Raw genomic sequence first — 21351 nt, 5'->3', positions numbered from 1 at the left:
CCAATGGGTAAGGTCGGGAGCGTGCCGAAGCCGCTCAGCCTCCCCTTCGACCCCATCGCCCGAGCCGACGAACTCTGGCGGAAGCGCTGGGGCCCCGCGCCGTCGATGGCCGCGATCACCTCGATCATGCGTGCGCACCAGATCCTGCTCGCCGAGGTCGACGCGGTGGTCAAGCCGTACGGGCTGACGTTCGCGCGCTACGAGGCACTCGTGCTGCTCACCTTCTCCAAGGCGGGCGAGCTGCCGATGTCCAAGATCGGCGAGCGTCTGATGGTGCACCCCACTTCCGTGACCAACACCGTCGACCGCCTGGTCAAGTCGGGTCTCGTCGCCAAGCGTCCCAACCCCAACGACGGCCGTGGCACCCTCGCCTCCATCACCGGGAAGGGCCGTGAGGTCGTCGAGGCGGCCACCCGGGACCTCATGGCCATGGACTTCGGCCTCGGGGTCTACGACGCGGAGGAGTGCGCGGAGCTCTTCGCGATGCTCCGGCCGCTGCGGGTCGCGGCCCACGACTTCGACGAGGGCTAGGGGTGTCCGGGCCGGACACCCCGGCCCGCGCGAAGATCGCCCAAACCGGGCGGTTACGCTCGTCCGCATGAAACGCAGCGTGCTGACCCGCTACCGGGTGATGGCCTACGTCACCGCCGTGATGCTGCTCGTGCTCTGCACGAGCATGGTTTTCAAGTACGGCTTCGACACCGGCGAGGACGTCACGTTCGTGATCTCGCAGATCCACGGCGTGCTCTTCATGATCTACCTGGTGTTCGCCTTCGACCTGGGGTCCAAGGCGAAGTGGAAGTTCGGCAGGCTCCTGTGGGTGCTGGTCTCCGGCACCATCCCGCTGGCGGCCTTCTTCGTCGAGCGCCAGGTCGCCGCGGAGGTCGAGCCGCTGATCGCGGACGCCGCCGCGGAACCCGCCAAGGCCTGACGCGCAGCCCGTCCCGACCGCCGCGAACACGTTCGTGGCGGTCTGCCATCGACATTTACTTGGACGTCCTAGTAAATTCGAAGCATGGACGCTGACGCCATCGAAGAGGGACGCCGCCGCTGGCAGGCGCGATACGACGCCGCACGCAAGCGGGACGCCGACTTCACCACGCTGTCCGGGGACCCGGTCGAGCCGGCCTACGGGCCGCGTCCCGGCGACAGGTACGAGGGTTTCGAGCGGATCGGCTGGCCCGGGGAGTTCCCGTACACCCGCGGTCTGTACCCGACCGGCTACCGGGGCCGCACCTGGACCATCCGCCAGTTCGCCGGGTTCGGCAACGCGGAGCAGACCAACGAGCGCTACAAGATGATCCTCGCCGCGGGCGGCGGCGGTCTCTCGGTGGCCTTCGACATGCCCACCCTGATGGGGCGCGACTCCGACGACGACCGCTCGCTCGGCGAGGTCGGCCACTGCGGCGTCGCCATCGACTCGGCCGCCGACATGGAGGTCCTGTTCAAGGACATCCCGCTCGGCGACGTGACCACCTCCATGACCATCAGCGGCCCGGCCGTCCCGGCCTTCTGCATGTACCTGGTGGCCGCCGAGCGCCAGGGCGTCGACCCGTCCGTCCTCAACGGCACCCTCCAGACGGACATCTTCAAGGAGTACATCGCCCAGAAGGAGTGGCTCTTCGAGCCCGAGCCCCATCTGCGGCTGATCGGCGACCTGATGGAGCACTGCGCCCGGAACATCCCGGCGTACAAACCCCTGTCGGTCTCCGGCTACCACATCCGCGAGGCCGGCGCGACGGCCGCGCAGGAGCTCGCCTACACCCTCGCCGACGGGTTCGGCTACGTCGAGCTGGGTCTCTCCCGCGGCCTGGACGTCGACGTCTTCGCCCCCGGTCTCTCCTTCTTCTTCGACGCGCACGTCGACTTCTTCGAGGAGATCGCCAAGTTCCGCGCCGCACGCCGGATCTGGGCCCGCTGGATGCGCGACGTGTACAGCGCCAGGACGGACAAGGCGCAGTGGCTGCGCTTCCACACCCAGACCGCGGGCGTCTCCCTGACGGCGCAGCAGCCCTACAACAACGTGGTCCGTACCGCGGTGGAGGCACTGGCGGCCGTGCTCGGCGGCACCAACTCGCTGCACACCAACGCCCTCGACGAGACCCTCGCCCTGCCGTCCGAGCAGGCCGCCGAGATCGCGCTGCGCACCCAGCAGGTGCTGATGGAGGAGACCGGCGTCGCCAACGTGGCCGACCCGCTGGGCGGTTCCTGGTACGTCGAGCAGCTCACCGACCGCATCGAGGCCGACGCCGAGAAGATCTTCGACCAGATCAAGGAACGCGGACTACGCGCCCACCCGGACGGGCAGCACCCCATCGGTCCGATCACCTCGGGCATCCTGCGGGGTATCGAGGACGGATGGTTCACCGGCGAGATCGCCGAGTCGGCCTTCCGTTACCAGCAGGCTCTGGAGAAGGGCGACAAGCGGGTCGTCGGGGTGAACGTCCACCACGGCTCGGTCACCGGCGACCTGGAGATCCTGCGCGTCAGCCACGAGGTCGAGTGGGAGCAGGTGCGGGTCCTCGGCGAGCGCAAGGAGCGCCGGGACGACGCGGCCGTCCGCACCGCGCTGGACGCCATGCTCGCCGCCGCGCGGGACGGCTCCAACATGATCGGGCCGATGCTGGACGCGGTGCGCGCCGAAGCGACGCTGGGAGAGATCTGCAACGCGCTCCGCGACGAGTGGGGCACGTACACGGAGCCCGCGGGCTTCTGACGGTCCGGGCGCGGCGGCCCCTCAGGGCGCAGCGGCTGCCGCACCGAGGCCGGCGAGCAGCAGCAGGGTGAAGCGGCGGGCCCAGTCGGCGTCGATGGGCTCGGCGCTCACCAGTGCGCGGTGCACCACCGCGCCGGCGATCACGTCGAAGATCAGGTCGGCGGTCCGGGCGGCCCCCGCCTCGTCCGCCTCCTCGGGCAGCTCGCCGCGCTCCTGCGCCCGGGCCCGGCCCTCGAGCACGAGCCGCTTCTGGCGTTCCACGATCGAGGTGCGGATGCGTTCGCGCAGTGCCTCGTCACGGGTGGACTCCGCCACCACCGCCATCAGGGCGGTCTTCGCCTCGGGGCGTTCCAGCAGCGCCGCGAACTCCAGCACCACGCCCTCGACATCGGCCGCCAGACTGCCCCGGTCGGGCAGCTCTATCTCGTCGAAGAGGACCGACACGGCGTCCACGACGAGATCGTTCTTGTTGGCCCAGCGCCGGTAGAGCGTCGTCTTGGCGACTCCCGCCCGGGTGGCCACGTCCCCCATCGTCAGCTTCGACCAGCCCAGTTCGACCAGCGCCGCCCTGGTGGCGTCCAGGATCGCGGCGTCGGCGGTGGCGCTGCGCGGCCTTCCGGTGCGCGCGGCCGTGGCGGGGTGCGGGCTGTCGTGACGGGACATGGCGGTGACCATACCGGCCGGTAGGAGAACAGCCCGTGAGGCAGATCACCGGAAAACCCTGTTCTGCGGGGCGCCCTTGCAGTTACGCTACGACTCGTAGCGAAAGCTTGGAACGTACGAGCTCCTACGAGTGACAACCACCGGCGCCCGGGTGGGGACCAGGGCGCGACATACACCGGAATTCCGTACCACGTCCATCTGTGCGCCTCCTTGTGTCGACAGGGTGCGCATAAGCGTGGTTCGCGCAGGGCAGAGACGTCACGGCAGCACCGCGGAGGGGGGAGGATGGACCCATGCAGCCTAGGAACATGTCCATGAGCGGCGTCGTCGACCTCGCAGCGGTGAAGGCGGCCGGTGAGGCCAAGGCCAAGGCCGAGCAGGCGCGCGCCGAAGCCGCCAGGCAGGGCGGTGGCGGGGCCGTCTCCCCCGCGAGTCTGGTGATCGAAGTCAATGAGGCGGACTTCGAGCGCGAGATCCTGATGCGCTCCAACGAGGTCCCGGTCGTCATCGACTTCTGGGCCGAGTGGTGCGAGCCGTGCAAGCAGCTGGGCCCGCTGCTGGAGCGCCTGGCCCACGACTACAGCGGCCGGTTCGTGCTGGCGAAGATCGACGTCGACGCCAACCAGATGCTGATGCAGCAGTTCGGGATCCAGGGGATCCCGGCCGTCTTCGCGGTGGTGGCCGGTCAGGCCCTGCCGCTCTTCCAGGGCGCCGCGCCCGAGGCGCAGATCCGCGCCACCCTGGACCAGCTCATCCAGGTCGCCGAGCAGCGCTTCGGCCTCACCGGACTGACCGTCGACGCCGACGCCGATGGCGCGGCGGACGGCGGCGAGCAGGCCGCCGTGCCGGCCGGGCCCCACGACGCACTGCTGGAAGCGGCCGTGCGCGCACTGGACGCCGGTGACCTCCCCGGCGCCGTCCAGGCCTACAAGAACGTGCTGGCCGACGACCCGGGCAACACCGAGGCGTCGTTGGGCCTGGCGCAGGCCGAGCTGCTGTCACGGGTGCAGCACATGGACGCCCAGGAAGTCCGGCGGAACGCCGCGGGCAACCCCACCGATGTGCAGGCCCAGATCGCCGCGGCGGACCTCGATCTCGTCGGGGGACACGTCCAGGACGCGTTCGGCCGGCTCGTCGAGACCGTGCGCCGTACGGCGGGGGAGGACCGGGACGCCGCACGGCTGCGGCTGCTGGAGCTCTTCGAGGTCGTCGGCACCGAGGATCCGCGCGTTTCGGCCGCCCGTACGGCGTTGGCGAGGGTGCTCTTCTGAGCCCCGGGTGCCGCTGAGGCACCCTGTGGCGATTTGACGACACGGCGACGCACGCGGCCGCGCTTTACCAAAACTTGGTAAACGCGGCCGCTGTTACTGGCAGTAAAGAATCTTGGGTTTTCTGTCCCTCTTTGGGATTCCATTTCAGGTTATGCCGGGCGCCGTCGCGGAACCGTGAGTGCCCGCCCGAGACCCTCCGGGCGCGCGCCGGTTATCCGTCCGTTACTAGCGAGTAACGAACCCCCTTGTGCCCGCGCCGTGAATGGACCACGATCGGCCACGCTCGGTCCGTTACCGCACCAGTCCCGGGAGCCATCCGGAGCAGGGCGACATGGGTCCCCACCGAGTGGGTCGGCGGCACTGACGCCGGCCGAGGACAGGGGGGTTCCTGCCCCCGCGGGCAGGGCCTGTCCAATGCAGGTTGCGCGAAGGCGTGGCCAGTGGTTGTCGCTCGGGGGTGATCGCCGGTGTTTCGGACGCGGTACGCGCCTGAAGACAGGGCGCTCTCCTTCCCGAGGACGTAGCACTTCTCCCATCCCAGGGCGGGCCCACAGCCCCTCCGGAGATGTACGTCCGAGAAGGAGGAACTTATGCAGTCCCAAGTTCGTGGCGGGACCAGATGGAAGCGGTTCGCCGTCGTCATGGTCCCGAGCATCGCGGCGACTGCCGCGATCGGCGTCGGTCTGGCGCAGGGCGCACTCGCCGCCTCGTTCAGCGTGTCGGGCCAGAGCTTCAAGGTGAAGGCCGAGAGCCTCACGGGTTACGACTTCATCCAGTACGGCAGCCTTGCCGAGGGTCATGACCTCAAGGGTGGCAAGACGCTGCACCCGGTGGCGGTCTCCGGCTTCGGCCGGGCGACCATCTCCAACATGTGCCAGTCCGTCGTCACGCCCGACGTGCCGGTCTTCGGCGCGGTCAGCCTGGAGCTGCGCGCGGGCACCGGCAAGGACAAGATCGAGGCGACGAACATCTACCTCGATGTCGCCCAGCTCGAGGCGGACGCCGAGTTCGAGAACATCGACATCGGTGTCGCGGCCGGCGACAAGAGCAACAAGACCGGCATCCAGCCGGGCACCAAGGCCAACCCGTTCGGATTCGCGCAGCGCGCCGATGTGGCGAAGCTGACGAACGTCGAGCAGACGGCCTGGGCCACGACCGCGGGCACCTTCAAGCTCCCCGACCTGAGCCTGAAGCTGCACAAGGGCGTCAAGGAGTGCTTCTAAGCACTCCCCAGGGCGGGCGGGGAAGCCTGGCGCGGACCTGCCCGCCCGATTCTTTTCCTTCTTTCCCCTCACAGCACCACCGGTTCCAGGGAGCACTATCCATGAGCGCCGAGACACAGGGACACAACGAGCACTATCTCCGCGTCCTCAAGCAGCGCTTCCGGGCCTGGCGAGGCAACCGCCCCTTCTGGGCAGGCCTGTTCACCATGCTCGGCGGTGTGCCGATTGCCTACTTCCCTTACGCCAGTCTCAAGCTCGGCCACATGACGCTCGCCATGGCCACCACGGCCGGTGCGGGGTCGCTGATCATCGGCGTACTGCTGGTGACGCTCGGTCTCACCATGTGGTTCCACAGTGTGGTCCGGGTCTTCGCGGGTGTCGCGGCGATCCTGCTGGCACTGGTGTCCCTCCCGGTGTCCAACATCGGCGGCTTCTTGATCGGCTTCCTCTTCGCCCTCGTCGGCGGTGCGCTCTCCCTTTCGTGGGCGCCGGGCGAGGCGCCGAAGGATGCGCCGGCGGAGCCGGCTGCGGGGAGCGAGGCAGTACCCGCTCAGTGGAGCGGTGAGAGCACGGACACGACGGTCGACGCCAACGGCGGGAGGAACAGTGCGGGGTGATGAATCGCAGCTGATCGGTGCTGACGGCGAGGGGCCCCGTACGAGAAAGGGGCCGCGCCACGCGGCCCCGAAGAAATCGCTGCTGACCAAGTTGCATGTGCCCGCGGGCAAGGCGATGGCCCTGGCCGCGATGCCCACCGCGGTGTTCGTCGGGATGGGCCTCACACCCAAGCTGGCCATCGCCGACGAGAACGACATCCCGTTCGCCCCCGGTCCGTGCGTGACGCGTTCGGACGAGCCGCAGCCGGAGGAGTCCGCGTCCCCGTCGCCGTCCGCGACCGAGTCCGCGGACGAGGACAAGCCGGCGGAGCAGCCGTCGCCGGGTGCCACCAAGCCGGCCGAGCCCACCGGGCCGGCCGACGAGCCCGAGCCGGGCGCCACTCCGGCGCCCACCGGACCGGCCGCCGGGCAGACCACCGCCCCGACGCCGGCGGCTCCCGCCACTTCGGAGCCCGAGAAGATCAACCCGCTCGACCCGCTGGGTGTCGGCGCAGCCATCAAGGACCTGCTCGACGGTCCGGACAAGCCGACGCCGTCCACGACCACGCCCACCGAGCAGCCGTCCGCGGCCACGACCGAGGCCCCGAAGCCCACCGCCCCCGCCGAGCAGCCGGCCGCCGAGGTCGAGAAGGTGGCGGACAAGGCGGCCGAGGCGAGCAAGACGTCCGGCGAGAGCAAGGCGGAGGAGACGGACTCGCCGTCCGACCCGACCGCCGACGCGATCCGTGACGCCGCCGCGAAGGCGGGCGTCACCGTCGAGGAACTCGACGAGGACGCCAAGGGCCTGGAGCCGCGCAAGGACGAGGACATCCCGGAGGGCGCCGACGGCAAGCCCCGCTTCCCGTGTCCGACCGCGGACCCCGAAGCGCTCGCCGCCGCCGAACTGGAGCCGGGCATCCCGCTCCTGCCGGACGACCCGTGGCGCCTGGAGAGCTCCCGGCTCACCCTGAGCGGTCTCAAGTACCACGGCATCGTCGAGGTGAAGACGGGCAGCGGCAAGATCAAGAAGGCGCTGAAGTTCACCGCGACGTCGATCGACATCAAGGACCTGCACCAGCTGGTCGTCGGTCCGAACGGCACCACCGCACACGTGACTTCGGACCCGGGTTCCACCTCGACCATCCGCAACGGCACGGTCACCATGTACACGGAGGAGCTGAAGGGCAACCTCTTCGGCCTCATCCCGGTCACGTTCAGCCCGCAGACCCCGCCTCCGCTGGACGTCCCCTTCGCCTTCTTCACCAACGCCAAGGTGAAGCAGGCCGGCCAGTTCGGCGGGACCCTGAGGGTCCCCGGCCTCAAGAATTTCTACAACGGCGGCTGAGCACCCCGTCGGCAGATTTCCGGGAGCCGCGGAAACGACGGTGGCCCGCACCCCCCGTGGGTGCGGGCCACCGTCGTTCTCGGCCGGGTGAGCCGGCCGCCGGGTGTCAGGCGCGGCCCTCCGCGCCGAGGTGGTGGACACGGACCATGTTGGTGGTGCCGGGCACGCCCGGGGGCGAGCCGGCGGTCATCACCACGATGTCGCCCGCGTTGTAGCGCTGGAGCTTGAGCACCTCGGCGTCGACCAGGTCGACCATCCGGTCGGTGGACTCCACGAAGGGCACCAGGTAGGACTCGACGCCCCAGCTCAGGGTGAGCTGGTTACGGGTGGACTCGTCCGTGGTGAAGGCGAGGATCGGCTGCTCCGCGCGGTAGCGGGAGAGCCGGCGGGCGGTGTCGCCGGACTTGGTGAACGCGACCAGTGCCCGGCCGCCGAGGAAGTCGGCGATCTCGCAGGCGGCGCGGGCGATCGAGCCGCCCTGGGTGCGCGGCTTCTTGCCGGGGACGAGGGGCTGGAGACCCTTGGAGAGCAGCTCCTCCTCCGCCGCCTGGACGATCTTCGACATGGTCCGGACCGTCTCGATCGGGAACGCGCCGACCGAGGACTCCGCGGACAGCATGACCGCGTCGGCACCGTCCAGGATCGCGTTGGCCACGTCGGAGGCCTCGGCGCGGGTCGGGCGCGAGTTGGTGATCATCGATTCCATCATCTGGGTGGCGACGATCACGGGCTTGGCGTTGCGCCGGCAGAGCTCGATCAGTCGCTTCTGCACCATCGGCACCCGCTCCAGCGGGTACTCGACGGCCAGGTCGCCACGGGCCACCATGACACCGTCGAACGCCGCGACGACGGCGTCCATGTTCTCGACGGCCTGCGGCTTCTCGACCTTGGCGATGACCGGGACCCGGCGGCCCTCCTCGTCCATCACGCGGTGGACGTCCTTGACGTCGTTGGCGTCCCGGACGAAGGAGAGGGCGACCATGTCGCAGCCCATCCGCAGCGCGAACCGGAGGTCCTCGATGTCCTTCTCGGACAGTGCCGGGACGTTCACCGCCGCGCCCGGCAGGTTGATGCCCTTGTGGTCGGAGATGACGCCGCCCTCGATGACGATCGTCTTCACCCGCGAGCCCTCGACCGCGGTGACCTGGAGTTCGACGTTGCCGTCGTTGATCAGGACCTGGTCGCCCTTGGACACGTCGCCGGGCAGGCCCTTGTAGGTGGTACCGCAGATGGACTTGTCGCCGGGGACGTCGTCGGTGGTGATGGTGAACTCGTCACCGCGCACCAGCTCGACCGGTCCCTCGGCGAAGGTCTCCAGCCGGATCTTCGGGCCCTGGAGGTCAGCGAGCACACCGACGGCGCGGCCGGTGTCCGCCACCGCCCGACGGAGGCGGTCGTACCGCTCCTGGTGCTCTGCCTGGGTCCCGTGGCTCATGTTGAAACGGGCCACGTTCATGCCGGCCTCGATGAGCGCTTTCAGCTGCTCGTAGGAGTCGACGGCGGGGCCCAGTGTGCAGACGATTTTGGAACGGCGCATGAGGCTGATCCTATCGGTTTGTTTCGAAGCGGAATATTCCGTCTGGCGGAAAATACAAATGGGCGGGCCTCTGCTCAGTTGTACGACCGGTCAAACGGTCACCAATGCATACGCCTGGCGGGCGATTTCCAGTTCCTCGTCCGTCGGAACCACCGCCACGGCGACACGAGCGTACGCCGGGGAAATCAGCCTCGGCTCGTCGGAACGCAGAGAATTCAGCTCCCCGTCGACGGCCAGACCCAATGGCTCCAGGCCCTCGATCGCCGCCTCGCGGACCGGTGCCGCGTTCTCGCCCACGCCCGCGGTGAACACCACGGCGTCCACTCTGCCCAGTACTGCGTAGTACGCGCCGATGTACTTCTTCAGCCGGTGGACGTAGATCCGGAATGCCAGAAGCGCCTGTTCGTCGCCCTCCTCGATCCGCCGCCGGATCTCCCGCATGTCGTTGTCGCCGCACAGGCCGATCAGACCGCTCCTCTTGTTCAGCAGCGTGTCGACCTCGTCGACCGACATGCCCGCGACCCGCGCCAGGTGGAACGTCACCGCCGGGTCGACATCGCCCGAACGGGTGCCCATCACCAGACCCTCCAGGGGGGTCAGGCCCATCGAGGTGTCCACGCAGCGTCCGCCCGCGACCGCCGTCGCCGAGGCGCCGTTGCCCAGGTGCAGCACGATCACATTGACGTCCTCGGGTGCCCGGCCCAGCAGCTCGGCCGTCCTGCGGGAGACGTACGCGTGCGAGGTGCCGTGGAAGCCGTAGCGGCGGATCCGGTGCGCGTCGGCCGTCTCCACGTCGATGGCGTAGCGCGCCGCGTGCTCCGGCATGGTGGTGTGGAACGCCGTGTCGAACACCGCCACCTGCGGCAGGTCGGGACGCAGCGCCCGCGCGGTACGGATGCCGGTGAGGTTGGCCGGGTTGTGCAGCGGGGCCACCGGCACCAGCCGCTCGATCTCGGCCAGCACGTCGTCGTCGACGACCGTCGGCTCGGTGAACCGCCGGCCGCCGTGCACCACCCGGTGCCCGATCGCGGCCAGTTCGGGCGAGTCCAGGCCCAGTCCGTCCTGGGCCAGTTCCGCGGCGACGGCCTTGAGCGCGGCGGAGTGGTCGGCCATCGGTCCGGTCCGCTCCCGCTTCCCGCCCCCGCCGGCCAGCGGGGTGTGCACCAGCCGGGACGTCCGCTCGCCGATCCGCTCCACCAGGCCGACCGCCAGCCGGGTGTCCGTCCGCATGTCGAGCAGCTGGTACTTCACGGATGACGAGCCGGAGTTGAGGACGAGGACGCGGCTGGCGGTCATACGGAGGTCTCCTGTCCCTGGGCCTGGATCGCGGTGATCGCGACGGTGTTGACGATGTCCTGCACCAGGGAACCGCGAGAGAGGTCGTTGACCGGCTTGCGCAGTCCCTGCAGAACGGGGCCGACGGCGATCGCCCCGGCCGAGCGCTGCACCGCCTTGTACGTGTTGTTGCCGGTGTTGAGGTCGGGGAAGACCAGCACGCTGGCCTGGCCCGCCACCGCGGAGCCGGGCAGCTTGGTCGCCGCGACGGACGGCTCGACCGCGGCGTCGTACTGGATGGGACCCTCGACCATCAGGTCGGGCCGGCGCTCGCGCACCAGTTTGGTCGCCTCGCGGACCTTGTCGACGTCCACGCCCGAACCGGAGGTGCCGGTCGAGTACGAGAGCATCGCGATCCGCGGCTCGACCCCGAACCGGGCCGCGGTCGCCGCCGACTGCACGGCGATGTCCGCCAGTTGCTCCGCGTCGGGATCGGGGTTGACCGCGCAGTCCCCGTAGACCAGCACCTTGTCCGACAGGCACATGAAGAACACCGAGGAGACGATGGCCGCGTCGGGATTCGTCTTGATGATCTCGAAGGCGGGGCGGATCGTCGCGGCCGTGGAGTGCACCGCACCCGACACCATGCCGTCGGCCAGGCCCTCCTGGACCATCAGCGTGCCGAAGTAGTTGACGTCCGACACCACGTCGAACGCCTGGTCGAGGGAAACGCCCTTGTGGGCGCGCAGTTCCGCGTACCGCTCGGCGAACTCCGCGCGCAGCTCCGAGGTCCGCGGGTCGACCAGGTGCGCACCGGAGAGGTCGACGCCGAGGTCCGCGGCCTTCCGGCGGATCGTGTCGGCGTCGCCGAGCAGGGTCAGGTCGCACACGTCACGACGCAGCAGTACGTCGGCCGCGCGCAGCACCCGCTCCTCGGCGCCCTCGGGGAGGACCACCCTGCGGCGGTCGGCGCGGGCCTGCTCCAGCAGCTCGTGCTCGAACATCATGGGGGTGACGCGCCCGCTGCGGGCCACCGACATCCGGTCCAGCAGTTCGGCGGTGTCGACGTGCCGCTCGAAGAGGCCGATCGCCGTCTCGGCCTTGCGTGGCGTGGCCGCGTTCAACCGGCCTTCCAGGCCGAAGAGTTCGGTGGCCGTGGGGAACGAGCGGCCCGGCACCGAGATGACGGGGGTGCCGGGCGCAAGACGGGCGGCGAGCGTCAGGATCTCGTCCGGCGGGCGCTCGTCCAGGGTCAGCAGCAGGCCCGCGATCGGGGGAGTGCCGGCGCTGTGCGAGGCCAGGGCGCCGATGACGATGTCGGCCCGGTCGCCGGGGGTGACGACCATGCAGCCCGGCGTCAGCGCCCTGAGCAGGTTCGGCAGCATCGCGCCGCCGAAGACGAAGTCCAGGGCGTCCCTGGCGAGGCCGGCGTCGTCGCCGAGCAGGATCGTTCCGCCGAGTGCGTGGGTGATCTGGGCGACGGTCGGGGCGGCGAGGGCGGGCTCGTCGGGGAGGACGTAGCAGGGCACCGGCAGCCGGGCCCTCAGCCGCTCGGCGATCTCCGCGCGCTCCTCCGGCACCGCGCGGTTGACCACCATGGCGAGGACGTCGCAGCCCAGCCCGGCGTAGGCCCGGTGCGCGTTGCGCGCCTCGGCCCGTACCGACTCCGCGGGCTGCCCCTTGCCGCCGACGACCGGGATCACCGACGCGCCGAATTCGTTCGCGAGCCGGGCGTTGAGCGCCAGCTCGTCGGGGAGCTGGGTGTCGGAGAAGTCGGTGCCGAGGACCAGTACCACCTCGTAGTCGCGCGCCACCGCGTGGAAGCTGTCCACGAGCCGGGAGACCAGCTCGTCCGTGCCCTGCTCGGCCTGGAGGGCGGACGCCTGCGGGTAGTCCATGCCGTGCATGGACCAGGGGTCCTGGGTGAGCCGGTAGCGCGCCCGCAACAGTTCGAACATCCGGTCGGGTCCGTCGTGCATCAGTGGACGGAACACACCGACCCGGTCGACCTGGCGGGTCAGGAGCTCCATGACTCCCAGCTCGACGACCTGGCGCCCGTCTCCCCGGTCGATCCCGGTCACGTACACGCTGCGCGTCACGCGCGCCCTCCCCTTCCCGGGCGGCGAGCCCTGAGCGACGAGCCGCCGCGCCGAAAGTGCCGAAAACGCTGATGAATGGTCGTGTCCTCTTGACAATACCTCCGGCTCTGGACTAGCCGCCCGGGGAGTCGGGCCGCCCCGGCGGGAGGGGACGTGTGAGAATCGAACTGACGGGCTTATGTACGTCCAGGAGCAGGAGACGCAGGACGATGCGCATCGGAATCCTGACCGCGGGCGGTGACTGCCCCGGCCTGAACGCAGTCATCCGGTCGATCGTGCACCGGGCCGTGGTCGGTCACGGCGATGAAGTCCTCGGCTTCGAGGACGGATTCAGGGGGCTCCTCGACGGCCACTTCCGACCCCTCGACCTCAACAACGTCAGCGGCATCCTCGCCCGGGGCGGCACGATCCTCGGGTCCTCCCGGCTGGAGCGGTCCCGGCTCCAGGAAGCCGCCGAGAAACGCGGCGAGTTGGCCCGCCGGTACCGGCTCGACGCCCTCGTCCCGATCGGCGGCGAGGGCACCCTGACCGCCGCCCGGATGCTCGCGGACGCCGGCATGCCGGTGGTCGGCGTACCGAAGACCATCGACAACGACATCTCCGCCACCGACCGTACCTTCGGGTTCGACACCGCCGTCACCGTCGCCACCGAGGCCATGGACCGCCTCAAGACCACCGCCGAGTCCCACCAGCGCGTGATGGTCGTCGAGGTCATGGGCCGGCACGCCGGCTGGATCGCCCTGGAGTCCGGCATGGCCGGCGGCGCCCACGGGATCTGCCTGCCCGAGCGGCCCTTCGACCCCGCCGACCTGGTCAAGATGGTCGAGGAGCGCTTCGACCGCGGCAAGCGGTTCGCCGTCGTGTGCGTCGCCGAGGGCGCCCATCCGGCGCACGGCACGATGGACTACCAGAAGGGCGAGATCGACCAGTTCGGGCACGAGCGCTTCGCCGGCATCGGCACCCGTCTCGCCGTGGAACTGGAGCACCGCCTGGGCAAGGAGGCCCGCCCGGTGATCCTCGGCCACGTCCAGCGCGGCGGTGTCCCCACCGCCTACGACCGGGTGCTCGCCACCCGCTTCGGCTGGCACGCGGTGGAGGCCGTGCACCGCGGCGACTTCGGCATGATGACGGCCCTGCGCGGCACCGACATCGTCATGGTCCCGCTCGCCTCGGCCATCACCAGGCTGAAGACGGTGCCCGAGGACCGGATGGACGAGGCCGAGTCCGTCTTCTGACGCCACGGGGCCGGCCGGGTCACTCCGTGTGGTCGACGGCCAGCTCCCAGAAGCGCTGGTGGCCGACCACGGTCCGTCCGCACAAGGTGGCACATCGTAGGAACGTCCTACGGAACGCCGCCCCGCGTTCGTCGGGCCGTGTTCCCGGCCGGTCGGCAACCGCGGGGCCGCCGGGCTCCGGACGGCGGGCTCAGTGCCGGGCGGCGAGCCAGCGGTACTGGAGTTCCGGGCGGCCGATCTGCCCGTACTGCGGACTGCGCTCGGCGCGGCCCGTCTCCACGAGGTGTTCCAGGTAGCGTCGCGCCGTGATGCGGGAGATGCCCACCGCGACGGCCGTCTCGGTGGCCGTCACCCCTGCACCGGCGCCGCGCAGCGTACGGGTGACCGCCTCCAGGGTCGGCGCGCTCAGCCCCTTCGGCAGTGCCGCGGGCTGCGGTGCGCGCAGTGCGGCGAGCGCCCGGTCCACCTCGTCCTGTCCGCTCGCCTCGCCGACCGCCGCACGGAACTCGGCGTACCGTACGAGCCGGTCCCGCAGGGTGGTGAACGTGAACGGCTTCAGCACGTACTGCACGACTCCGAGGGACACCCCTTCCCGTACGACGGCCAGGTCGCGGGCCGAGGTGACGGCGATGACGTCCACGGCGTGCCCGGCCGCGCGCAGCGACCGTACGAGCTGGAGTCCGTGGCCGTCGGGCAGGTAGAGGTCGAGCAGCAGCAGATCGACCGCGGTCCGCTCCAGCGCCCGCACCGCCGCGGCCCGGGTGTGCGCCACTCCGGCGACCGTGAAGCCGGGCACCCGGTCGACGTACAACCGGTGCGCGTCCGCGGCGACCGGGTCGTCCTCGACGACCAGTACACGGATCGGACCGGCGGCCGCGCCGCCGCCCGCTCCGGTCCGGGGTCCGTGGTCGCCCACCGGTCTCGCGGGCTCGCCCGCCGGTCTTCCGTGCTCGCTCATACGGGTTCCTCCACGGAGGCGGTGGCGGGGGTGGTGCCGGGATCCTTCGCCGGGACGGCGGCCAAGGGGATACGGACCGTGAATTCTGCGCCCCCGGCGGGGCCGGGGGCCACGGACGCGGTGCCGCCGTGCCGGCCGGCCGCCTGACGCACCAGGGCGAGGCCCTGGCCGCGGCCGACGCCCTTGGTGGACCAGCCGAGGTCGAAGACCCGGCCGAGGTCCTCGGCTGCGATGCCCGGGCCGGTGTCGGTGACGCGCATCAGCAACTCGCCGGCGCCCGCCTCCTCCCCGTCCCGCGCGGCCTCCCGCACGGCGCGGACCGTCACGGTCACCCGGGCGCCCTGCCCGCCCTGGGCCGCGTCGACCGCGTTGTCGATCAGATTGGCCAGGACGGTCACCAGGTCGCGTGCCGGGAGCCCGGCGGGCAGCAGACCGTCGTCGATGCCGACGGCCTCCGCCAGGACCAGTTCCACGCCGCGCTCGTTGGCCTGGGCGGTCTTGCCCAGGAGCAGTGCGGCGAGGACCGGTTCGCCGACCGCGCCCACGACCTGGTCCGTCAGTTCCTGCGCCAGTTCCAGTTCTGCGGTGGCGAACTCGACGGCCTGCTCCACCCTGCCGAGTTCGATGAGCGAGACGACGGTGTGCAGCCGGTTCGCCGCCTCGTGGGCCTGCGCCCGCAGGGCCTGGGTGAAGCCCCGCTCGGAGTCCAGTTCGCCGGTCAGCGCCTGGAGTTCGGTGTGGTCGCGCAGGGTCACGACGGTGCCGCGCTGCCCGCCGCCCGCCACCGGCCGGGTGTTGACGACCACGATCCGGTCGGCGGTGACATGGAGCTCGTCGACCCGCGGCTCACTCGCCAGCAGCGCACCGACGAGCGCGGGGGGCAGCCCGAGTCCGGCGACCGAGCGGCCCACGACGTCCTCGTCCAAGCCGAGGAGTTCGCGTGCGCCGTCGTTCATGAGGGCGATGCGGCGCTGCCCGTCGAGCATGACCAGGCCCTCCCGCACCGCGTGCAGGGTGGCCTGGTGGTAGTCGTGTATGCGGCTCAGCTCGGCCGCGTTCATGCCGTGGGTGTGCCGCCGCAGGCGCGCGTTGATCACGTACGTGCCGAGGCCGCCGAGGCCGAGCGCGGCCGCGGCGGCGATCAGCAGCGCGGTGACCTGTTCGCTCACCTGCGCGCTGATCCGGTCGATGGTGATGCCCGAGCTGACCAGGGCGATGACCCGGCCGTCCGTGTCGAGCACCGGCGTCACGACGCGGACCGAGCGTCCGAGCACCCCGAGGTGCGTCTCGGAGAACGTACGCCCGCGGAGCGCCTCGTCGGTGTGCCCGAGGTACGTCCTGCCGATCTGGCCGGGCTCGGGGTGGGTGTAGCGGGTGCCGTCCGGCTTCATGATCACCACGAAGTTGACGCCCGAGTCCCGCCGCACCTCCTCCGCGTACGGCTGGAGCACGGCCGTCGGGTCCGCGGACCGTACTGCCTGGGCGACCCAGGGCGAGGCGGCCACGGTGGTGGCCGTCGCCGCGGCCTGACGGCGCGCGGTCTCCTCGGCCTGGGAGCGGTCGGTGAGGTAAGCGAAGACCGCGCACCCCGCCACGATCGCGGCGACCAGCACGACCTGCATCGCGAAGAGCTGGCCGGCCAGGCTGCGGGGGCGGGGTATGCGCATGCCGCCAGTCTGCACGGCCCGTCACGCGTGAACGAAATGTACGTAAGCGTGACCGGCGTCACAGGCGTGATGGATAGTCGCCGGGACCCTCCGGGACGAGGGCGGCCCCTCGGGACGAGGGACCAGGAACGCTGACGAGGAGGTACCCGTGGTGGCCGCTCGACGGGACCGTACCCACCATCTCTATCTCGCCGTGATCGCCGCGGTGGTACTCGGCGTCGTCGTGGGCTTCGCAGCCCCCGGCGTCGCCGTCGAACTCAAGCCGATCGGCACCGGGTTCGTGAACCTGATCAAGATGATGATCTCCCCCGTCATCTTCTGCACCATCGTGCTGGGCGTCGGCTCGGTCCGGAAGGCCGCCAAGGTGGGCGCGGTCGGCGGGCTGGCGCTCGGCTACTTCCTCGCCATGTCCACCGTGGCGCTGGCGATCGGCCTGGTCGTCGGCAACCTGCTGGAGCCGGGTTCCGGACTGCACCTCACGGAGGCGGCCGCCGAGGCCGGCGCCAAGCAGGCGGAGGGCTCGAGCGAGACCACGACCGACTTCCTGCTCGGGATCATCCCCAAGACGCTGGTGTCCGCCTTCACCGAGGGCGAGGTGCTGCAGACGCTGCTGGTCGCGCTGCTCGCCGGATTCGCGCTCCAGGCGATGGGCCCGTCGGGCGAGCCGATCCTGCGGGGCATCGGCCACATCCAGCGACTGGTCTTCCGTATCCTCGGCATGATCATGTGGGCGGCCCCGATCGGTGCCTTCGGTGCGATCGCCGCCGTGGTGGGTTCCACCGGCATCGACGCGCTGAAGTCGCTCGCCGTGATCATGATCGGCTTCTACGTCACCTGCGCGCTGTTCGTCTTCGTGGTGCTGGGGCTGCTGCTCCGGGTGATCGCCGGGATCAACATCCTCACGCTGCTGAAGTACCTGGGCCGGGAGTTCCTGCTGATCCTGTCGACCTCCTCGTCGGAGTCGGCGCTGCCGCGGCTGATCGCGAAGATGGAACACCTGGGCGTCAGCAAGCCCGTCGTCGGGATCACCGTGCCGACCGGCTACTCCTTCAACCTCGACGGCACCGCGATCTACCTGACCATGGCGTCGCTGTTCGTCGCCGAGGCGACGGGCAACCCGCTCTCGCTGGCCGAGCAGATCTCCCTCCTCGTCTTCATGATCATCGCCTCGAAGGGCGCGGCGGGCGTCACGGGTGCGGGCCTGGCGACGCTGGCCGGCGGACTGCAGTCGCACCGCCCCGATCTGGTCGACGGCGTCGGTCTGATCGTCGGCATCGACCGCTTCATGAGCGAGGCGCGCGCCCTGACGAACTTCGCGGGCAACGCGGTGGCCACGGTCCTGGTGGGCACCTGGACCAAGGAGATCGACAAGGACCGGGCCGCCCGGGTGCTGGCCGGTGAGATCCCGTTCGACGAGACGACCCTCGTCGACGACGGCCACGGCGCCCCCGCGGAGGTCCCGCACCAGCGCGAGGAGGCCGCGAAGGAGCCGGCCTCGGCCTGAACCGCCATCCGGTCGCACCGGGCCCCGGGCGCGCACCGCGCCCGGGGCCCGGCCCGTCCGCACCGGCTGGCCCCCCTTTCGGCCGGGCGCCACTCGACCGGGCCCGCCCCCACTCGACCGGGCCCGCCCCCACTCGGCCGTCCCCGGATGGCCGGACCCCGTCCCGTGACCAAAGGTGGGAGCGGAACCGCAGCAGCGGGCAGCCGGAGAACGGGAGAAGGACATGCCGAAGTACCTGGTCCAGGCCAGCTACACCGCAGAGGGAACGAAGGGCGTACTCGCCGAGGGCGGGTCGGGCCGGCGGGAGGCCGTCGAGCGCGAGGTCGCGTCGTGCGGCGGGACGGTCGAGTGGATGTACTTCGCTTTCGGCGACAACGACCTCTACGTCGTCGTCGACATGCCCGACGCCGTGTCGATGGTCGCCAGCTCCATGGCGGTAAGGGCCACCGGGGCCGTGGCGTCCAAGGCGGTGCCGCTGCTGAGCGCCGAGGAGATCGACGCGGCGATCAGGAAGTCGGTCGAGTTCCGCGCACCCGGCGCCTGATCCCGGACCCTCCGGGGGCCGGCCGCGGCGGGCGCGGGGCGGAGCGCACGGTTTGGAGTGAAGGGGACGGAGTGAACCGGACGGGGCGGGGCGGGCCGGGTCGCCGCCGCGGGTGGCACCGGGCCATGGATCCCGAGTTGCTGTCGCCGCAGGTGTACCGCCGGTAACAGGAACGTGCCATGGTGAGCGTGACCTGTGGCATGCCCATGAGAAGGGACACCTCGTGGCACGTTTCCCGGCAGTGCTCGCCCTCGCTCTCGCGCTCACCCTCGGCTCCGCGACCGCCTCGTCGGCGGCGCAGCGCAGCGAGGACCTGCGCGACGTCGTGCTCGTCGGCAACAGCGTCGAGGGCACGGTCAGCTTCATCGACTCGCGCACCTATGAGAACCTCGGCTCCCTGGACGTGGTCCCCGACCTCGACGCGATCCTTTCCGGCATGAACCCGTTCGAACGGCTCGCGTACGAGATCGTGCGCCGGCAGGCGGGCGGGGACAAGTTCGTCGACGACGCGTACGTGTCGCCCGACGGGCGGACCCTCTACGTCTCCCGCGGCAATCTCGGCGACGCCGCCGCGTACGACATCGAAAGCGGGCGCCAGGTGTGGCGCACCCACCTCGCCGGGCTCAAGGCCGACCACGCCGCGCTCTCCCCGGACGGCCGGACCTTCGTCGTCTCGGCGATCACGGCCGGCAAGGCGCAGGCGCTCGACACGGCGACCGGCCGGATCACCGGTGAGTTCCCGACGGGCACCTATCCGCACGAGAACATGTACTCCGCAAACGGCGAGCGCATCTACAACATGTCGATCGGCATCACCTCGTTCCCCAAGGCCCTGAACGGCCTCAAGGGCGCCAAGCAGGTCACCGTCGCCGACGCCCGCACCCTGAAGGTGCTCCGCACGTACACGTTCGACATGGGCATCAGGCCGTCCGTCGTCACACCGGACGAGAAGACGATGTACGCGCAGCTCTCCTACCTCAACGGCTTCATCGAGTACGACCTGGTGAGCGGGCGGACCGTACGGACCGTGGAGATGCCGTTCAGCAAGGCCGGAGCCGCCCTGAAGCCCGACGACTACCCGCAGAACTCCGCCCACCACGGCATGGCGATGAACGCCGCGGGCGACAAGCTCTGTATGGCCGGAACGATCGACGACTACACGGCCGTCGTGTCCCGGCCGGGCCTCACCACCGACGGCTTCGTGCACTACCCGGAGGGCGCCCTGCCGTACTGGGCCGTCACCGCGCCCGACGGGCGGCACTGTTTCATCACCCTGTCCGACCGCGACGAGGTGTCGGTCGTCGACTACACCACGGCCAAGGAGGTCGCCCGGGTGAAGGTCGGGGACTTCCCGCAGCGCGAGCGGGCCGGGAAGGTCACCGAGAGCGCGATCGGCGGGCTCACCCGCTGAACGACCGGACCGGCGCGGGCGGGGACGCCCGCGCCGGCCGTCGTTCCCCTCAGTCGAAGGGGATGCGGACGACGGACCGGTCGCCGACGCCGAGGGTGCTGGGGCCGTTGCCGATGGCGCTCGACACCTCCACGCGGACCCTCCCGTCCACCAGGTCCCCGAGCGCACCCGTCGACGACGTGAGCCCCGCCGCCTCGGCGTAGTGCTCGTAGCCCGCGACGGGGTCGGTGGCGAAGCAGCGGTACGTCTCCGCACGGTCCCAGGTGCCGTCCCCGGTACGGTCGGGGTCGGTCGGCGGGTCCGTCGGGTCCGGCGGACGGGTGCCGCCGTCCGGGCCACGGGTCCACACCGCGACGTAGTCGACCGGCATCGACCGGCCGGGGACGGTCGCGGCGGTCGGCGTCCGGCCGCCGAGCCCGTCGGGGCCGTACCCGCCGAGCAGGGCCAGTTCCTCCGCGCTCAGCGCGAGGTCCGCCGCCGCGGCCGAGTCCCGTACGCTCTCCGGCCGGCTGCCGCCGGGGATCGGGACCACCGTCGGCGCGGCGGCCAGCAGCCAGGCCAGGCACACCTGCTGCGGGCTCACGCCCCGTTCCCGCGCGACTGTGCGGAACGCCGCGAGCACCGGGTCCGCCGGCTGCCCCGACGTCCCGTCCAGCGAACTCCGGGAGATGCCGCCGAGCGGGCTCCACGGCAGGAAGGCCAGCCCCAGCTCCGCGCACAGCCGCAACTCCGCTGCGCCGTCGCGGACGGCAGGGGAGTACCGGTTCTGCACCGACACCAGCCGGTCCCCGAGGATCTCCCGCGCCTGCCGGATCTGTCCGGCGTCCGCGTTGGAGACGCCGGCCAGCCGCACCTTCCCCGCGTCGAGCAGGTCCCGCAGCGCACCGAGCGACTCCGCGTACGGCACGGCCGGGTCGGGTTTGTGCAGCTGGTACAGCCCGATCGCCTCGACGCCGAGCCGCCGCAGCGACTCCTCGCAGGCCCGCCGCAGGTGCTCCGGGCGGCCGTCGACGGACCAGCCGCCGTCGTCGGTGCGCCCCCGGCCGCCCTTGGTGGCCACGAGCACCGTGTCGCGGTCGCCGCCGTACGCCGCGAGCGCCCTGGCGAGCAGCAGTTCGTTGTGGCCGGGCTCGCCTCCCGGCGCGTAGTACGAGTCGGCCGTGTCGATCAGGGTGACGCCCGCGTCGAGTGCCGCGTGCACGGTGGCGACGGCGCGGGCCTCGTCCGGCCGTCCCTCGATGGACAGCGGCATCGCGCCGTATCCGATCGCCCCGACAGGGACGTCGCCCAAGGTGCGGTGATGCATG

Annotated in this window: 17 protein-coding genes and 1 pseudogene; 11 read left to right on the top strand and 7 right to left on the bottom strand. The window is 70.9% G+C overall.

The features are described 5' to 3' along the window. The first annotated feature begins 21 nt into the window (after nt 1–21). The 3 genes from ACZ4Z5_RS00450 to ACZ4Z5_RS00440 all read left to right on the top strand — a co-directional run bounded on the left by ACZ4Z5_RS00450 (nt 22) and on the right by ACZ4Z5_RS00440 (nt 2716). The gene (locus ACZ4Z5_RS00450; protein ID WP_468254380.1) at nt 22–531 is read left to right on the top strand and encodes a MarR family winged helix-turn-helix transcriptional regulator; all 510 of its coding nucleotides are present in this window, start codon (nt 22–24) and stop codon (nt 529–531) included. A gap of 67 nt (nt 532–598) precedes the next feature. Beyond that, nucleotides 599–931 (top strand): DUF3817 domain-containing protein, encoded by a 333-nt coding sequence (locus ACZ4Z5_RS00445; protein WP_468254373.1) that lies wholly within the window; start codon nt 599–601, stop codon nt 929–931. 84 nt (nt 932–1015) lie between these two features. Further along, nucleotides 1016–2716: an acyl-CoA mutase large subunit family protein gene (locus tag ACZ4Z5_RS00440; protein WP_468254368.1), complete on the top strand. Its 1701-nt coding sequence runs from the start codon at nt 1016–1018 to the stop codon at nt 2714–2716. A gap of 21 nt (nt 2717–2737) precedes the next feature. Here the strand turns inward: ACZ4Z5_RS00440 and ACZ4Z5_RS00435 are convergent, their stop codons facing one another. Next, the gene (locus ACZ4Z5_RS00435) at nt 2738–3379 is read right to left on the bottom strand and encodes a TetR/AcrR family transcriptional regulator (protein WP_468254363.1); all 642 of its coding nucleotides are present in this window, start codon (nt 3377–3379) and stop codon (nt 2738–2740) included. Between the two features lie 293 nt (nt 3380–3672). On the opposite strand from ACZ4Z5_RS00435, the gene ACZ4Z5_RS00430 reads away from it, so the two are divergent. The 4 genes from ACZ4Z5_RS00430 to ACZ4Z5_RS00415 all read left to right on the top strand — a co-directional run bounded on the left by ACZ4Z5_RS00430 (nt 3673) and on the right by ACZ4Z5_RS00415 (nt 7814). After that, nucleotides 3673–4650, top strand: a complete 978-nt coding sequence (locus tag ACZ4Z5_RS00430; RefSeq protein ID WP_468254356.1) for a tetratricopeptide repeat protein — start codon at nt 3673–3675, stop codon at nt 4648–4650. A 590-nt stretch (nt 4651–5240) separates the two neighbouring features. Continuing rightward, nucleotides 5241–5873: a DUF6230 family protein gene (locus ACZ4Z5_RS00425; RefSeq protein WP_468254350.1), complete on the top strand. Its 633-nt coding sequence runs from the start codon at nt 5241–5243 to the stop codon at nt 5871–5873. 101 nt (nt 5874–5974) lie between these two features. After that, nucleotides 5975–6490 (top strand): DUF6114 domain-containing protein, encoded by a 516-nt coding sequence (locus tag ACZ4Z5_RS00420; RefSeq protein ID WP_468254346.1) that lies wholly within the window; start codon nt 5975–5977, stop codon nt 6488–6490. Continuing rightward, complete coding sequence (locus ACZ4Z5_RS00415; protein WP_468254342.1) at nt 6480–7814, top strand: hypothetical protein; 1335 nt, start codon at nt 6480–6482, stop codon at nt 7812–7814. The genes ACZ4Z5_RS00420 and ACZ4Z5_RS00415 overlap by 11 nt, the downstream gene beginning before the upstream one ends. 106 nt (nt 7815–7920) lie before the next feature. Here ACZ4Z5_RS00415 and pyk read toward each other — a convergent pair whose 3' ends face one another. The 3 genes from pyk to pta form a co-directional block, all read right to left on the bottom strand. Next, the gene (pyk, locus tag ACZ4Z5_RS00410) at nt 7921–9351 is read right to left on the bottom strand and encodes a pyruvate kinase (protein ID WP_468254337.1); all 1431 of its coding nucleotides are present in this window, start codon (nt 9349–9351) and stop codon (nt 7921–7923) included. A 90-nt stretch (nt 9352–9441) separates the two neighbouring features. Next, nucleotides 9442–10647 carry an acetate kinase gene (locus ACZ4Z5_RS00405; RefSeq protein ID WP_468254332.1) on the bottom strand — a complete coding sequence of 402 codons (1206 nt, stop codon included), beginning with the start codon at nt 10645–10647 and terminating at the stop codon, nt 9442–9444. Beyond that, the gene (pta, locus tag ACZ4Z5_RS00400) at nt 10644–12725 is read right to left on the bottom strand and encodes a phosphate acetyltransferase (RefSeq protein WP_468254328.1); all 2082 of its coding nucleotides are present in this window, start codon (nt 12723–12725) and stop codon (nt 10644–10646) included. The genes ACZ4Z5_RS00405 and pta overlap by 4 nt, the downstream gene beginning before the upstream one ends. A 209-nt stretch (nt 12726–12934) precedes the next feature. Here pta and ACZ4Z5_RS00395 point away from each other — a divergent pair, with 209 nt between their 5' ends. Beyond that, on the top strand, nt 12935–13960 hold the full coding sequence (locus tag ACZ4Z5_RS00395; protein WP_468254323.1) for a 6-phosphofructokinase: 1026 nt from the start codon (nt 12935–12937) through the stop codon (nt 13958–13960). 190 nt (nt 13961–14150) lie between these two features. On the opposite strand, the gene ACZ4Z5_RS00390 is transcribed toward ACZ4Z5_RS00395, so the two are convergent. Then, on the bottom strand, nt 14151–14918 hold the full coding sequence (locus ACZ4Z5_RS00390; RefSeq protein ID WP_468254318.1) for a response regulator: 768 nt from the start codon (nt 14916–14918) through the stop codon (nt 14151–14153). Beyond that, nucleotides 14915–16585, bottom strand: a complete 1671-nt coding sequence (locus ACZ4Z5_RS00385) for a sensor histidine kinase (RefSeq protein ID WP_468254310.1) — start codon at nt 16583–16585, stop codon at nt 14915–14917. The genes ACZ4Z5_RS00390 and ACZ4Z5_RS00385 overlap by 4 nt, the downstream gene beginning before the upstream one ends. 148 nt (nt 16586–16733) lie before the next feature. Between ACZ4Z5_RS00385 and ACZ4Z5_RS00380 the strand changes: the two genes are divergently transcribed. From ACZ4Z5_RS00380 to ACZ4Z5_RS00370, 3 genes are all read left to right on the top strand, one after another. Beyond that, nucleotides 16734–18089, top strand: coding sequence for a cation:dicarboxylate symporter family transporter (locus tag ACZ4Z5_RS00380; protein ID WP_468254304.1), 1356 nt, complete (start codon nt 16734–16736; stop codon nt 18087–18089). A gap of 223 nt (nt 18090–18312) precedes the next feature. Further along, nucleotides 18313–18633 carry a GYD domain-containing protein gene (locus ACZ4Z5_RS00375; protein WP_468254298.1) on the top strand — a complete coding sequence of 107 codons (321 nt, stop codon included), beginning with the start codon at nt 18313–18315 and terminating at the stop codon, nt 18631–18633. Between the two features lie 223 nt (nt 18634–18856). Continuing rightward, the gene (locus ACZ4Z5_RS00370) at nt 18857–20044 is read left to right on the top strand and encodes a YncE family protein (RefSeq protein WP_468254292.1); all 1188 of its coding nucleotides are present in this window, start codon (nt 18857–18859) and stop codon (nt 20042–20044) included. 430 nt (nt 20045–20474) lie between these two features. On the opposite strand, the pseudogene ACZ4Z5_RS00365 reads toward ACZ4Z5_RS00370, so the two are convergent. Then, nucleotides 20475–21350 (bottom strand): annotated as a pseudogene (locus ACZ4Z5_RS00365) (aldo/keto reductase); the annotation flags it as partial. Nucleotide 21351 lies beyond the last annotated feature (1 nt).

Source organism: Streptomyces sp. NPDC030222 (genome assembly GCF_055573115.1).
This window is presented reverse-complemented; position numbering and strand designations above follow the sequence as displayed.

Bases quoted from the DNA above. Each gene is read 5' to 3' on its own strand.
- ACZ4Z5_RS00445 (WP_468254373.1), top strand. From the start codon at position 599: ATGAAACGCAGCGTGCTGACCCGCTACCGGGTGATGGCCTACGTCACC.
- ACZ4Z5_RS00440 (WP_468254368.1), top strand. From the start codon at position 1,016: ATGGACGCTGACGCCATCGAAGAGGGACGCCGCCGCTGGCAGGCGCGA.
- ACZ4Z5_RS00435 (WP_468254363.1), bottom strand. From the start codon at position 3,379: ATGTCCCGTCACGACAGCCCGCACCCCGCCACGGCCGCGCGCACCGGA.
- ACZ4Z5_RS00430 (WP_468254356.1), top strand. From the start codon at position 3,673: ATGCAGCCTAGGAACATGTCCATGAGCGGCGTCGTCGACCTCGCAGCG.
- ACZ4Z5_RS00425 (WP_468254350.1), top strand. From the start codon at position 5,241: ATGCAGTCCCAAGTTCGTGGCGGGACCAGATGGAAGCGGTTCGCCGTC.
- ACZ4Z5_RS00420 (WP_468254346.1), top strand. From the start codon at position 5,975: ATGAGCGCCGAGACACAGGGACACAACGAGCACTATCTCCGCGTCCTC.
- pyk (WP_468254337.1), bottom strand. From the start codon at position 9,351: ATGCGCCGTTCCAAAATCGTCTGCACACTGGGCCCCGCCGTCGACTCC.
- ACZ4Z5_RS00405 (WP_468254332.1), bottom strand. From the start codon at position 10,647: ATGACCGCCAGCCGCGTCCTCGTCCTCAACTCCGGCTCGTCATCCGTG.
- ACZ4Z5_RS00395 (WP_468254323.1), top strand. From the start codon at position 12,935: ATGCGCATCGGAATCCTGACCGCGGGCGGTGACTGCCCCGGCCTGAAC.
- ACZ4Z5_RS00390 (WP_468254318.1), bottom strand. From the start codon at position 14,918: ATGAGCGAGCACGGAAGACCGGCGGGCGAGCCCGCGAGACCGGTGGGC.
- ACZ4Z5_RS00385 (WP_468254310.1), bottom strand. From the start codon at position 16,585: ATGCGCATACCCCGCCCCCGCAGCCTGGCCGGCCAGCTCTTCGCGATG.
- ACZ4Z5_RS00375 (WP_468254298.1), top strand. From the start codon at position 18,313: ATGCCGAAGTACCTGGTCCAGGCCAGCTACACCGCAGAGGGAACGAAG.